The sequence below is a fragment of the uncultured Ferrimonas sp. genome (genome assembly GCF_947489035.1).
In the GTDB taxonomy this organism is placed as follows: domain Bacteria; phylum Pseudomonadota; class Gammaproteobacteria; order Enterobacterales; family Shewanellaceae; genus Ferrimonas.
The window spans coordinates 97,520-111,641 of sequence record NZ_CANLCI010000005.1; the positions used below are offsets into that span (position 1 = coordinate 97,520).

Annotated in this window: 13 protein-coding genes; 8 read left to right on the forward strand and 5 right to left on the reverse strand. The window is 55.9% G+C overall.

The window, feature by feature from the left end:
- Positions 1–121: 121 nt before the first annotated feature.
- From Q0796_RS04930 to Q0796_RS04940, 3 genes are all read left to right on the forward strand, one after another.
- A complete protein-coding gene (locus Q0796_RS04930) occupies positions 122–1,771 on the forward strand; it encodes an AMP-binding protein (protein WP_298440751.1) in 1,650 nt (549 codons plus the stop codon).
- Positions 1,772–1,854: 83 nt separating this feature from the next.
- Positions 1,855–3,942 carry an ATP-dependent DNA helicase RecG gene (gene recG / locus Q0796_RS04935; protein ID WP_298440752.1) on the forward strand — a complete coding sequence of 696 codons (2,088 nt, stop codon included), beginning with the start codon at positions 1,855–1,857 and terminating at the stop codon, positions 3,940–3,942.
- 89 nt (positions 3,943–4,031) lie between these two features.
- Complete coding sequence (locus Q0796_RS04940; protein ID WP_298440754.1) at positions 4,032–4,907, forward strand: DUF3014 domain-containing protein; 876 nt, start codon at positions 4,032–4,034, stop codon at positions 4,905–4,907.
- Between the two features lie 84 nt (positions 4,908–4,991).
- On the opposite strand, the gene Q0796_RS04945 is transcribed toward Q0796_RS04940, so the two are convergent.
- The 3 genes from Q0796_RS04945 to Q0796_RS04955 are packed head-to-tail and all read right to left on the reverse strand — an operon-like array spanning position 4,992 to position 6,786.
- Positions 4,992–5,420, reverse strand: a complete 429-nt coding sequence (locus tag Q0796_RS04945; protein ID WP_298440755.1) for a YiiD C-terminal domain-containing protein — start codon at positions 5,418–5,420, stop codon at positions 4,992–4,994.
- Positions 5,421–5,422: 2 nt separating this feature from the next.
- Positions 5,423–5,860, reverse strand: a complete 438-nt coding sequence (gene dtd, locus Q0796_RS04950) for a D-aminoacyl-tRNA deacylase (RefSeq protein ID WP_298440756.1) — start codon at positions 5,858–5,860, stop codon at positions 5,423–5,425.
- Between the two features lie 32 nt (positions 5,861–5,892).
- On the reverse strand, positions 5,893–6,786 hold the full coding sequence (locus Q0796_RS04955) for a virulence factor BrkB family protein (protein WP_298440758.1): 894 nt from the start codon (positions 6,784–6,786) through the stop codon (positions 5,893–5,895).
- Between the two features lie 91 nt (positions 6,787–6,877).
- On the opposite strand from Q0796_RS04955, the gene Q0796_RS04960 reads away from it, so the two are divergent.
- The 3 genes from Q0796_RS04960 to rluF all read left to right on the forward strand — a co-directional run bounded on the left by Q0796_RS04960 (position 6,878) and on the right by rluF (position 8,872).
- Positions 6,878–7,102, forward strand: coding sequence for a hypothetical protein (locus tag Q0796_RS04960; protein ID WP_298440760.1), 225 nt, complete (start codon positions 6,878–6,880; stop codon positions 7,100–7,102).
- A 10-nt stretch (positions 7,103–7,112) separates the two neighbouring features.
- The gene (locus Q0796_RS04965; protein WP_298440762.1) at positions 7,113–7,742 is read left to right on the forward strand and encodes a DUF2959 domain-containing protein; all 630 of its coding nucleotides are present in this window, start codon (positions 7,113–7,115) and stop codon (positions 7,740–7,742) included.
- Between the two features lie 122 nt (positions 7,743–7,864).
- Complete coding sequence (rluF, locus tag Q0796_RS04970) at positions 7,865–8,872, forward strand: 23S rRNA pseudouridine(2604) synthase RluF (protein WP_298440873.1); 1,008 nt, start codon at positions 7,865–7,867, stop codon at positions 8,870–8,872.
- Between the two features lie 236 nt (positions 8,873–9,108).
- Here rluF and Q0796_RS04975 read toward each other — a convergent pair whose 3' ends face one another.
- Both Q0796_RS04975 and typA read right to left on the reverse strand, forming a co-directional pair.
- Positions 9,109–9,369, reverse strand: a complete 261-nt coding sequence (locus Q0796_RS04975) for a hypothetical protein (protein WP_298440764.1) — start codon at positions 9,367–9,369, stop codon at positions 9,109–9,111.
- A gap of 242 nt (positions 9,370–9,611) precedes the next feature.
- Positions 9,612–11,471 (reverse strand): translational GTPase TypA, encoded by a 1,860-nt coding sequence (gene typA, locus Q0796_RS04980; RefSeq protein ID WP_298440766.1) that lies wholly within the window; start codon positions 11,469–11,471, stop codon positions 9,612–9,614.
- 473 nt (positions 11,472–11,944) lie between these two features.
- Here typA and glnA point away from each other — a divergent pair, with 473 nt between their 5' ends.
- A complete protein-coding gene (gene glnA, locus Q0796_RS04985) occupies positions 11,945–13,354 on the forward strand; it encodes a glutamate--ammonia ligase (RefSeq protein WP_298440768.1) in 1,410 nt (469 codons plus the stop codon).
- A gap of 149 nt (positions 13,355–13,503) precedes the next feature.
- Positions 13,504–14,034, forward strand: coding sequence for a DUF4124 domain-containing protein (locus Q0796_RS04990; RefSeq protein WP_298440770.1), 531 nt, complete (start codon positions 13,504–13,506; stop codon positions 14,032–14,034).
- Positions 14,035–14,122 lie beyond the last annotated feature (88 nt).

A 14,122-nucleotide genomic window follows, 5' to 3' on the forward strand; every position in this document is an offset into this window, starting at 1 on the left:
ACCATTGCCAAAGCGACTGTGGATGTAGCACTTTAGTTGTACAACAAGGCTCCACTCACTTTCGCTAGGCAGTGTTATCGATGATGCATCGATGGCGGCGACATCAGCACGGATAGGGTTTATGACCACACAACCGCAACTGCCTTTGCAACGTTTGGCCCATTGGGCTGCCCAACAACCGGATCAGATCTGGCTACGCCAACCCCGAGATCGCCAACTGCACGACACCACTTGGGGCCAAGCCCAACAGCAAGTCAACGCACTGGCCGCGGCGCTGCAGCAACTGGGGCTGCAGCCCGGCGACAAAGTGGCGATCCTGTCGAAGAATTGCGCCGAATGGTTTATTACCGATCTGGCCTTACAAGCCGGTGGCTTCATCAGCGTGCCGATCTACCCCACCGCCAGCGCCGACACCGTTCGTTATGTGTTGAATCACTCCGGCGCCAAGGCGATTTTTTTGGGCAAGCTGGATAACCCAGATGCCCTGCAAGCGGCGATCCCCGACAGCATGCTGCGGTTCGACATGAACCACCCCACGCTGCCATGCCAATACCAATGGTCGCAGCTGCTGACCATGGCCGAGCCGATGACCGCCGACATCGCCATGCCCGCCGATCTGATGACCATCATCTATACCTCTGGCAGCACCGGCAACCCCAAAGGCGCCCTGCTCACTTACGGCGCTTACAGCTTTGCCATCGACATCATCGCCACCGAGCTGGGAGCCACCAGCACCGACCGAGTGATCAGCTACCTGCCGTTAGCGCACATCACCGAGCGCAGTTACATCGAAGGCAGCGCCCTGGCCAGCGGCGCCACCGTATTTTTTGTCGAAAGCCTGCAAACCTTTGTCGAAGACGTGCAGATCGCCACCCCAACACTGTTCCTGTCGGTACCACGGTTATGGACGGTGTTCCGCCAAAACATCATCGACAAGGTGGGCCACAGCAAGTTAAAGCTGGCGCTTTCGCTGCCGCTGATCAAGGGCTTGGTGGCGGCCAAAATTCGCAAAGAACTGGGGCTGGATCAAGCGCGCTTGCTCGGTTGTGGCTCGGCGCCGGTCTCGCCGGCACTGCTGAATTGGTATCGCCGCATCGGCATGGACATCTCGGAAGCCTGGGGCATGACCGAAAACGCCGGTCTTGGCACCCTCAGTGCCCCCTTTCGGGCAGACAAAATTGGCACCGTGGGCAAGCCACCGCGCCACTGCGAAATCAAACTGGGGGACAATCAAGAACTGCTGTTTAAAAGCCCAGCACTGTTCAGCGGCTATTACCAAAACGACGCTGCCACCGCCGAGGCCTTTGACGACGACGGCTTCTTTCGCACCGGCGATCAAGCCCAGATCGACGCCGATGGCTATATGTCGATCACCGGCCGCATTAAAGACAACTTCAAAACCGCCAAGGGCAAATACGTTGCACCAGTGCCAATCGAGCGGCAGCTGGCGCAGGATCCCAACATCGAGCTGGTGTGCGTGATTGGCTCTGGCCAACCCTACCCCGTGGCGTTGATCCAATTAACCGAAGGGGCGCAGTTGCTGGCACCAACCGAGGTCGAAAACTCACTGCAAGCCACCATCCGTCAAGTCAACCAAGTGATGGAAAGCCACGCCACCTTAGGCGGCGCGTTGCTGGTCACCGATCCTTGGACAGTCGAAAACGAGGTGCTTACCCCCACCCTAAAAATCAAACGGCATGTGCTGGAGCAGCGCTTTACCGATTTGATTGGCGACATTCGCCAAGAACAGATCTGCTGGCAAACACAGTAACAGCACCTTCAGATAAGGGGCTGATCTGACTGAGCGGCAGTGGTACTATCTGGATAAATACACAGTACATTTGGAACCGCACCGTGACCACTGCCACCAGCGACGCCTTGGCGGAACTGCCCATCACCACCTTAAAAGGCGTGGGCGACAAACTGGCTGAAAAACTGGCTCGCCTTGGGGTGCGTACCGTTCAGGATCTGCTGTTCCATCTGCCGCTGCGTTACGAAGATCGCACCCAAGTGTGGCCGGTGGCCTCGGTACTGCCCGGGCAACATTCCACCGTTGAAGGCGACGTGGTGGATGCCCACATCAGCTACGGCCGTAAGCGCATGCTTACGGTCACGTTGGTGGAAGACAGCGGCAGCATCACCCTGCGCTTTTTTAACTTTGCCGCCGCCCAAAAAGAGGGCTTTAAAGTGGGCGCACGGGTGCGCGCCTTTGGCGAAATTCGCGCCGGCCAAAAGGGCGCTGAAATTGTCCATCCGGAATACCACATTCTGGGCGAACGCACCCACCCACTGTTGGAAGACGCCCTAACCCCGATCTACCCCAGCACCGAAGGGCTGAAGCAAGCGGGGCTGCGTAAACTCACCACCGAAGCGCTGTTGCTGCTAAAACACCACCCGTTGCCCGAATTGCTGCCCGCAGGGCTCTATCCGGATCAACTGTCGTTGTCGCAAGCCCTGCAATACGTGCACCGCCCAGATCCCGACGCCGATCAGCAGTTGCTGCTGGATGGCCAACACCCAGCGCAGCAACGCTTGGCCTTGGAAGAGTTACTGGCGCAAAACCTGTCGATGCTGCAACTGCGGCAACAATGTGGCGGCCAGCATGCGCTGCCACAACGGCTCGATCCCCAGTTAGAGCAAGCCTTTTTAGCGCAGCTGCCCTTTAGCCCAACCGGCGCTCAAGCGCGGGTGCTGACCGACATTCGTGCCGATCTTGGCCTTGCCGAACCAATGATGCGCTTGGTGCAAGGGGATGTCGGCTCGGGCAAAACCTTGGTGGCGGCCTTAGCGGCGCTGACGGTGATCGGCAATGGCCATCAAGTGGCACTGATGGCGCCCACCGAGCTGCTGGCCGAGCAACACGCCATCGCCTTTCGTCATTGGTTTGAACCCCTTGGGATCGAAGTGGCGTGGTTGGCGGGCAAGTTGAAAGGCAAAGCGCGGCAAGCGGCATTGGAGGCGATCCAATCCGGCAGCGCCAAAATGGTGGTGGGCACCCACGCCATCTTCCAAGCGCAGGTTGAGTTTGATCACCTCGCGCTGGCGATTGTGGATGAACAACACCGTTTTGGGGTGCACCAGCGGCTTGAGCTGCGCGAGAAAGGCCACAAAGAGGGGCGTTACCCCCATCAGCTGATCATGACCGCCACCCCCATTCCGCGCACCCTTGCCATGACCGCCTACGCCGATCTGGATGTGTCGGTGATCGATGAACTGCCGCCGGGGCGTACCCCCATCACCACCGTTGCCATTGGCGATACCCGCCGCGACGACGTCATCGAGCGGGTGCGCCAAGCGTGCGTGGCCGGGCGCCAAGCCTACTGGGTTTGCACCTTGATTGACGAATCCGACGTGCTGCAATGCCAAGCCGCCGAAGACACCGCCACCGAACTGGCCGAACGACTGAGTGAACTCAACATCGGCTTAGTGCACGGCCGCATGAAAGCCGATGAAAAACAGGCGGTGATGCAGCGCTTCAAAGCCGGTGAACTGCACCTGTTGGTGGCCACCACCGTGATTGAAGTGGGGGTGGATGTGCCAAACTCCAGCTTAATGATCATCGAAAACCCAGAGCGGCTCGGCTTGGCGCAACTGCACCAGCTGCGGGGGCGCGTAGGCCGTGGCAGTGTCGCCAGCCACTGCGTGCTGCTGTATCACGCACCGCTGTCTAAAACCGCTCAGGCGCGCTTAGGGGTGCTGCGCCAAAGTAACGATGGCTTCCTGATCGCCCAGCGAGATCTGGAAATCCGCGGCCCCGGTGAAGTGCTGGGAACGCGCCAAACCGGTTTGGCCGAGATGAAAATTGCCGATTTGGTGCGCGATGCCGACTTGATCCCGCAAGTGCAGCGCCTGGCCGCCCACATCATGAGCCACCACCCAGAGCGGGTGCCAGCCATCATCGACCGCTGGCTTGCGGGGCGAGAGATCTATTCTCAAGCGTGATCACGATAAATTTTGCAACGCTTTCAGCTAGACAGTGTCTATCAGTTAGCCACAATGGTTCTTCATCTTTGCTCAGGTAGTCCTCAAGTATGTATTCAGACGACAACAGCACCAACAGCAACATCAGTCAGATCGCAGTGGGCTTCCTGCTGCTTACCGCTATCGCCTGTGGCGTCGGCTGGTACTTTCTCAGTGGCCAAGATGAGCCAGCCCCCACCCCAGAGCCCATTGCCCCGGTGGTGATCGCCGAGCCAACGCTGCCGATCGAACCGCTGCCAGTAGAGCCGGTAATTGAACCGGAACCGGAGCCTGAGCCCGAACCGGTGGCGATCGTCGCCCCCGAACCCGCAGTAGCAGCGGAGCCTGAGCCCGAGCCCGAACCTCTGCCCTCGCTGAACGAGTCCGATCCCATCACGCTGGATGCCATCGATGCGGTGGCCGACGGCATGCAAATTGGCAACGCGCTAAAACAAGACAACCTGCTGCGCCGTATTGCGGTGTTTGTCGATAACTTAACCGCCGGTGAAGTGATGCGGGCCCAAGGGCCGCTCAGCCGCATGACCGAACCCTTTCCGGTGCTGGAGCTGAGCAACGGCATCTATCTGGATCCCGAAGGCTACCGCCGCTTCGATCAACTGGCGGACTTCCTGTATCGATTGGATGAAACCAAGCTGCGGGATCAGTTTTTGCTGCTGGAACCGCTGTTAGAGCAAGCCTATCAAGAGCTGGGCTACCCCCAAGGGCAATTTCGCAGCACCCTGTTTAGCGCCATGGATCAGGTGCTCAATGCGCCAGAGCTGGATCAGCCGCTGGCCTTAACCAGCCCCAGCGTGAACTACCAGTTTGTGGATGAAGATCTGGAAGCCCGCAGCGACGCGCAAAAAGTGATGATCCGCATGGGGCCAACCAACACCCGCAAGATCAAATCACTGCTCAGCCGCTTTAAAGGCGCGTTGAACGAGTAACCGCTTGGTCGGATCCTCAAACCCAAAACGCCCCTTGAGTGCCATCACTCAAGGGGCGTTTTCGTTTGCTCTGTGGCGCCGACACTAACGCGGTGCCATCACCACGTAATCACCAACAAACTCGGCACAATCGCCGATCTGCACCGTTAGGCTGATCTTGGCATTCCTACCGGCTCGCAGGGCGCTGAGATCCAGCTCTGAAGCAGTGCACACGCAAGGCAATGCGCTGAGCACCGGCTTGCGGTAACGAATGTCGCCATGGGCCAACACAATCGCGCCATCCAACCCCTGCGCTTGCAGCGCCAACCACACTCGGCCCCAGCCCGTTAATGTGCACTGGCTGTAGATGCTGCCCGCAAATTGGCTTTGATGGTGGTTTTGGTTGGCCGCAAACGGCAGCGTGGTGGTAAAGCGGCCATCTTCAAACGCGTCGGCGCGGATCCCCATCGCTTTCGCCAAGGGGATCCCGTCGTGCCATAACTGGGTTAATTGAGTCAGCAACGCAGACGCCATCATTACACCTTTAAGCTGAAGGTTACGGGGCCATCATTTTGCAGCGACACCTGCATGTCGGCACCAAACTGGCCGGTGGCCACGCCCATGTCGGTGCTGCGGCAATAGGCAACAAACTTATCGTACATCCGCTGCGCGTCACTGGGGTGAGCGGCGCAGGAAAAGCTCGGCCGCAGGCCGCGCTCGGTGTCGGCTGCCAAGGTAAACTGGCTCACCACCAACAAACTGCCGCCCGCTTGGCGCACGTTCAGGTTCATCTTGTCGTCGGCATCAGCGAAGATCCGGTACTTCATGACCTTATCCGCCAGCTTTTTCAGCTTGGCGTCGTCGTCGCCCTGCTCTACCCCCAGTAGCACCAGCAGGCCGCCATCAATTTGCCCCACCACTTCATCGGCCACTTCCACCTTGGCGTGGCGCACTCGCTGGATCAACGCAATCATCCGGCTTCCCCTAAAAAGCGCCTATCTTCAGCCTATTGGTGCACGCTTGTCGAGGGAGCCTGTGGATCTTCAACAAAATCTTTCGGTCGGCTAGCAAAATACTCCGGTAACGCCGCCGTTACCGTGGCACCAAACAACACAATCAACCACGACAGATAAACCCACACAAATAAAATGGGGATGACCGCGAGGGCCCCGTAGATCGCTTCATAAGAGGGAAAGGTCGTGACGTACCACGCGAAGCCTTTCTTACCGGCCTCAAACAACAACGCCGCCACAACCGCCCCCACCGCCGCATGCGACACCCGCACCCGCGTATTGGGCACCAACAGATACAACAAACCGAAGGCGCTAACCGACAGTAAGAACGGCAGTTTCGAGATCAAAAAGGTGTAGAGCCCAGAGACATTCGGATCTAAAAACAGCTGCAGGGAAAACACATAGGTGGTGGCGGCAATGCTGGCACCAATCAAAATGGGGCCCATGGTTAGGATCATCCAATACAGCGAAAACGACACCACCCAGCGTCGCGCCTGTTTAATGGCAAAGATCCGATTCAGGGATTTATCGATGTTGCCGATCAACAACAACGCGATCACCGCCAACGACAACACCCCCACTGCGGTCATCTTCGAGGCATTATCAACAAACTGGCCCATGTACTGTTGTACTACATCCCCCGCCGCGGGAATGAAGTTGTTAAACACAAAGCCTTCCAGTTTCGCCCGAGTGCCCGCAAAGCCAGGAAACGCCGAAAAGATCGACAACCCCACCGACAACAACGGCACCAAACTCAGCAGAGTAACGTAGGCCAAATGGCCGGCGGTTATCTGCAAACCGTGGTTTTGGCAGCGCTTAATCACATAGGGGCCAAAGCCCAACAGTTGTTGCCAGCGCCACTGCCCGATCCGGGTTCGCCAATCCATGTTCTTACCTCTTTATTTGCTCTGGCGCAGTGTACAACATTAAGGCAACATATCCGTTAAATGCGTGTGCGAACATAAGGAAATCAACGTCATGGCTGAACAAGGCTCCGCCGGTAATGTCATTGCCGCCATCTGTAGCTTCTTCTTTCCCGGCCTCGGCCAATTGGTGCAGGGGCGTATTTTAGCCGCCATCCTGTTCTTCATCTTCGTCGCCGGTGGCTACGCCATTGGTCCGTGGCTGCTGTTTATCCCCTACATTGTGGTTATCCCGCTGCACATCTGGTGCATCATCGATGCCGCCAAATTTAAGCCGTAACGGAGTCCCCATGCGAATTCTGATCTTAGCCGCGTTGCTTACCCTCAGTGGTTGCCAAAGCGCCTACTACGCCGCCGCCGAAAAGGTGGGCTACCATAAGCGCGAAATTCTGGTCGATCGGGTGGAAGACACCCAAGAGAGCCAGCAAGAAGCGCAGCAACAGTTCAGCAGCGCCCTAGAGCAGCTGAAAACCTTAGTGGCCTTTGATGGCGGCGATCTGGAAAATGTGTACGACACCGTCAAGGGCGAGTACGACGACGCCCAAGCCGCCGCCGACGAGGTCAGCAGCCGCATTGATGCGGTTGATAGCGTGGCCGAAGCGATGTTTGACGAATGGCAAGATGAACTGGCGCAGTATCAATCCGCCAATCTGCGTCGCAGCAGCGAAAAGCAACTGCGCGATACTCGCCGTCGGTACGACACCATGCTCAAAGCGATGCGCCGCGCGGAAGCGAAGATGGAACCGATCCTCAAACGCTTAAACGACAATCAGCTGTACCTAAAGCACAACCTGAACGCCTCAGCCATCAGTGCCATCGGTGGTGAATTCACCAGTTTGCAAACCGAAATCAATCGCCTGATCAAAGAGATGAACAGTGCCATTGCCGAATCGGATCAGTTTATTGCTACCCTAAAATAAGCCGCGAGTGCCGTAACCACCAAGGCGCCTAAGGGCGCCTTATTACTTAGTAAGTGTACTTAGTGGGGTTTCTCGCTACACTGCGCCGCCTAATGCGCCCTGCAACCTCCAGCCAAGAAGTGATGACCATGGAAAAACGCCTCAATAAATTTATCAGCGAATCCGGCTTTTGCTCCCGCCGTGAAGCGGACAAACTGATTGAACAGAGCCGAGTTACCATCAATGGTCAGATCCCCGAGCTGGGCACTAAGGTGGGCCCTGGGGATCGCGTTGCCGTGGATGGCCGCACCATTAAAGCCAGCGCCAGCAACAAGGCCGATCGGGTTTACATTGCGTACAACAAGCCGATTGGGATCACCTGTACCACCGAGCGCGACGTCTACGGCAACATCATTGACGCCATCGGCCACAAGCAGCGGATCTTCCCCATTGGCCGTTTGGATAAGCCATCAGAAGGGCTGATCTTTTTAACTTCTGACGGCGACATCGTGAACAAGATTTTGCGTGCCGAAAACGCCCACGACAAAGAGTACGTGGTGACCGTAGATAAGCCGGTCAGCGAACGCTTTTTAGAGCGCATGAGCCGCGGCGTGCCGATCCTTGGTACCGTAACGAAGCCATGCCGCTGTGAAGTGGTTAGCCGCTTTGTGTTTAAGATCATCTTAACCCAAGGGCTTAACCGCCAGATTCGCCGCATGTGCGAACACTTGGATTATGAAGTGGTGAAACTAAAGCGCACCCGCATCATGAACGTCGGCATCGATGGCTTAAAGCCAGGCGCATGGCGCAACCTGACCGAACAAGAGATGGCCGACATCAATAACGCTGTGGCGGGCTCCAGTAAAACCGCGGTGGGCACTGCCCAGCCGAAAGCCGATTACGCCGCACCACGCCGGATCAAGCCTCAAGCCGAGCAGCGTTCTGGTCACCCTCGGCGCCCAAGCGGCCAAGGCGAAGGCCGCGGTGTGTTGGATAAGCCCCAAGGCCAGCGCCCAGCCAGCGGCCGCAGCAAGCCCAGCGCCCCTAAGGTTTACGTAAACCCGAACGCGCCTAAAGGCAGCAGCCCAAAAGGCAACAGCAAACCCAAGCCAAAAAGCGGCGGCAACACCTTAAAGCTGAAGCGCAAATAACTCAGCGGCGGCGCTTCGGTTTACCCATCGAGCCACAACAACACGGGCAACCATTGGCTGCCCGTGTTTATTTCGCCCCGCCAAGGCCAATCACGCGTTTCGACAGCACTGCCCTCAAGCAAGTACAAACCCGCTGCTGCCAACACCTAGAGTAGCGTCTTGCGTGTGAGGGTGAGGTGTGGGGTGTTCCCATGATCTAAAAAACGCGCCCTTCGGCGCGTTTTTGTATGCTGATATCAAGCCAGCGATTCGGTAGTGCGGAAACGGTAGCGATATAACCCAACAAGGGAAGCACCAATCCAAAACAGCTCAATCACGAAGCTGGCCAGATTAAAGTTGATGCACAGACTGATCAGCAGTAACACCGCGCCAGTAAGGTTCAGTAGGTTATAAGGCAGTTGTTTCGGGTCAATACGTTCCAGCTGCAAGAGCAAAAACGCCCCCACAACCAATAAAGTGCCGCACATGCCGACAGCGTCAGCGAGGTAATGTTGCATAGGGATCTCAGTAACAAGCAAGGAGGTTTGTCCGACTGGCTGGCCCAATCCATGGGGTGGACACTCTCTTGCACCGCAAAGGTGCTCCTTGAGACAGCTTGTTAATGGCATTGAACGAGTCAATACGCGGCAATTATAACAAATCCGAATCGCAGAATTTGGCCGTTACCGATAATTTTCTTCATCCCAGAGCAACAAAAAAGGCACCCGAAGGTGCCTTTTAGATAAGCCGTCAGCAGTGATTACTTCTTAGCTAGACGGTTATCGCGCTTACGCTCGTTTTCAGTCAGCAACTTCTTACGAATGCGGATGTTCTCTGGGGTTACTTCCACCAGCTCATCGTTATCGATGAATTCCAGTGCTTGTTCCAGGGTCATCTTCAGTGCTGGGGTCAGCGTCTGCGCTTCATCAGTACCAGAGGCACGAACGTTGGTCAGCTGCTTACCCTTCAGGGCGTTAACGGTCAGATCGTTATCACGAGAGTGAATACCGATAACCATGCCTTCGTACACTTCGGTACCGTGACCAACCATCATACGACCGCGCTCTTGCAGGTTGAAGATGGCGTTGGTCAGTGCTTTACCGGTCGCATTCGCGATCAGTACACCGTTGCTACGTTGGCCAATTTCGCCACCCTTGTGCGGGCCGTACTGCAGGAACGTGTGGTAGATCAGACCAGAACCAGAGGTCAGGGTCATGAACTCAGTCTGGAAACCAATCAGGCCACGAGAAGGCATGATGAAGTCCATACGGATACGGCCTTTACCATCAGGTGCCATGTCGGTCAGCTCGGCTTTACGCAGACCCATTTTCTCCATGATCGAACCCTGATGCTGCTCTTCCACATCGATGGTTACGGTCTCGTACGGTTCTTGGATTTCACCGTCGATTTCGCGCATGATCACTTCTGGGCGGGATACCGCCAGCTCGAAGCCTTCACGACGCATGTTTTCAATCAGGATGCCCAGGTGCAGTTCACCACGGCCAGACACTTTAAACTTATCTGGGTTGTCGGTTTCTTCAACGCGCAATGCCACGTTGTGCACCAGCTCTTTGTGCAGACGCTCAAGGATGTTACGGGAAGTAACGAACTTGCCTTCTTGGCCACAGAACGGTGAGGTGTTTACCTGGAAGGTCATGGTTACGGTTGGCTCGTCAACAGACAGAGCAGGCAACGCTTCCACTTCGTGTGGGCAACAGATGGTGTCGGAGATCTTCAGTTCGCCCAAACCAGAGATGGCGATGATGTCGCCCGCTTCTGCTTCTGGTACGTCGTGACGCTCCAGACCCATGTAACCCAGTACCTGACCCACTTTACCGTTACGGGTGTGGCCTGCAGCACATTCGATGGTTACCTGTTGGCCAACCTTCACTTTACCGCGAGACACACGGCCAACACCGATAACGCCAACGTAAGAGTTGTAGTCCAGCTGCGAAACCTGCATCTGGAAAGAACCCTCTGGATCGCCCGCTGGTGCTTCTACTTCATCAACGATGGTTTGGAACAAAGAGGTCATGTCTTCAGCGGTTTCGCCTTCAACATTCGACGCCCAACCGTTCAGGGCAGAAGCGTAAACCACTTTGAAGTCCAGCTGTTCGTCGGTGGCACCCAAGTTGTCGAACAGGTCGAATACTTGATCCATCACCCAATCAGGACGAGCACCAGGCTTATCAATCTTGTTGATTACCACGATTGGCTTCAGACCCTGAGCAAATGCCTTTTGGGTAACGAAGCGGGTTTGTGGCATCGGGCCTTCTTGGGCATCAACCAGCAACAGAACCGAGTCAACCATGGACAGTACGCGCTCTACTTCACCACCGAAGTCGGCGTGTCCCGGGGTGTCAACGATGTTGATGCGGTAGTCATTCCATTTGATGGCGGTGTTTTTCGCCAGAATGGTAATGCCACGCTCTTTTTCAATATCGTTGGAGTCCATTACACGTTCGTCAAGATCAACGCGATCGTCGAGGGTGCCAGACTGGGCCAACAGTTTATCAACCAAGGTCGTTTTACCGTGGTCAACGTGGGCGATGATCGCCACGTTACGTAGATTTTGGATGCTCAAAGTGCTCTCTCCGGGCAAAGGGGAACGGATTCGCATGCCTAGTTTAGGCTATCGCGACAAGACAACCCCTTCGCGGGGCAACAGAATCAGCCACTACTTACCCTCCCCTATCGCAGTCAAAAGACTGAATTTAAGATAAGGGATTTAAGTGGCTGGCTATTTTGGGCGGCAAGTGTACTGGAATGGCGGCCAAACTGCGACAATTTACCGTCAATTCGCGATTATTGTTTAATCAGTCACAGTGCTACACTGGCGGCGCGAGTAGGAATGCTCGGTCTTTGGTCACGTTGAGCTCATAGGATGAGTCGTTGTACGGTCCAGTTATCGCACCATCTTGGTGCAATCGCCCCGTTGAATGCCCCATTCAAGTGCAACCACCCCTGCTATGACGCCTCCACCAAAAGACAAACAATGCGATATCAATAACTTAACTTGTTGGCACGGTTATCGCTTTATGCTGGCCAACAAGTTGGTTTGCCTAACGAATTATGCCATTGGAGGCACACAGGATGTCTGTCGAAAACGTACTGCAACTCATTGAAGAAAACGAAGTAAAGTTTGTTGATCTGCGCTTTACCGATACCAAGGGTAAAGAGCAACACGTCTCTATCCCGACCAATCAGATTGACGCTGACTTTTTTGAAGAAGGCAAAATGTTCGATGGCTCCTCTATCCAAGGTTGGAAAGGGATCAACGAGTCCGACATGATCCTGATGCCCGATGCCACCACCGCGGTACTGTGCCCATTCACCGACGAAGCCACGTTAAACGTGCGTTGTGACATCATCGAGCCCGCCACCATGGAAGGCTACGACCGCGATCCGCGCTCCATCGCCAAGCGCGCCAAAGCCTTCATGCAGTCTACCGGCATCGCCGACGACGTCTTCTTCGGCCCAGAGCCAGAGTTCTTCCTGTTTGACGACGTGAAGTACAAAACCGACATGTCCGGTTCGATGTACTCCATCGACGCAGAAGAAGCCGCTTGGAACAGCGACAAGCATTACGAAGGCGGCAACAAAGGCCACCGCCCAGGCGTGAAAGGCGGTTACTTCCCAGTATCCCCTGTCGATTCCGCCCAAGACATCCGCTCGGCCATGTGCTTGGTATTGGAAGAGATGGGTCAGGTGGTTGAAGCCCACCACCACGAAGTGGCCACCGCCGGCCAGAACGAAATCGCTTGTCAGTTCAACAGCATTGTTGAAAAGGCCGATGAAATTCAGGTGATGAAGTACGTGATCCACAACGTTGCCCACGTTTACGGTAAGTCCGCCACCTTTATGCCTAAGCCCGTGGTTGGCGATAACGGCAGCGGCATGCACTGTCACCAGAGCCTAAGCAAAGACGGCGTTAACCTGTTTGCTGGCGATAAGTACGGCGGCCTGTCTGAAATGGCACTGCACTACATCGGTGGCATCATCAAGCACGCCCGCGCCATCAACGCCTTCGCTAACGCCTCAACCAACTCTTACAAGCGCTTGGTTCCTGGCTTCGAAGCCCCAGTGATGCTGGCTTACTCAGCCCGTAACCGCTCTGCTTCTATCCGCATCCCAGTGGTACCAAACCCTAAGGGTCGCCGCATTGAAGTGCGCTTCCCTGATCCAACCGCCAACCCATACTTGGCGTTCTCGGCCATGCTGATGGCCGGCCTTGACGGCATTCAGAACAAGATCCACCCGGGCGAAGCGATGGACAAAGACTTGTACGACTTGCCTGCCGAAGAAGCCGCCGAGATCCCAACCGTGGCCGCCAGCTTAGAGCAGGCACTGGATTGTTTGGATGCTGACCGCGAATTCTTACTGGCCGGTGGCGTCTTCTCCAACGACTTTATCGATTCCTACATCGAGCTGAAAAACGCTGAAATCGAGCGGTTGAACATGACCACTCACCCGGTAGAGTTCGAAATGTACTACAGCGTCTAAAGGCGCCAACTGAGTTAACGAAACGCTCTGTACCCTTAATAAAAACAAAAACATAAGAGCAACTTTGGAAAACCCACTCCTAATTGAGTGGGTTTTTTTTGACCATTAAAACCACTACACTGAAGGTTCATCTTTGATTGGAGCCTGCCATGCGGCCACTGTTGCTACTTCTACTGTTGGCCCTACCCGCCAGCGCCGAGATCTACAAATGGGTTGATGCCAATGGCAAGGTGCATTACTCCGACAAACCGGTCAGCGGAGCCGAAGCCGTGGTGCCGAAAGAGTCCAGCACCGTCAGTCTTCCCGCCCGCAACCATCCACCAGCCCCACCGCGGCAAGATCCCATCCGCCAGCCCTACCAGATCGATTTCAGCGCCCCCAGTGATAACGCCACCGTACGCAATAACAGTGGCCAGTTAGCGCTGACCATTGCCCTAGAGCCCGAGCTCGCCCGCCAGCACAAGGTGCAACTGCTGCTGGACGGTAAGCCGGTACGCACCCTTGGCAGTGGCGGCAGTTTCGCCTTGGATAACCTCGATCGCGGCGAACATCAGCTGCAAGCGCAGGTGATCGACAAAAACGGCAAAGTCCTTGCATCCAGTCCGAGCAGGACGGTTTTTTTGCATCGCCATTCGCAGCTGTTTCCTACTGGGCCGCAGCCTAGCGGCTCCATTCAGTAGATCCAACCGGATCGGTCATTGCACCAAACTGGTGCAATGTCTATGGTGGTGCACTAACGCAATGATTGGGCTGCGTCAGCCCGTTGTA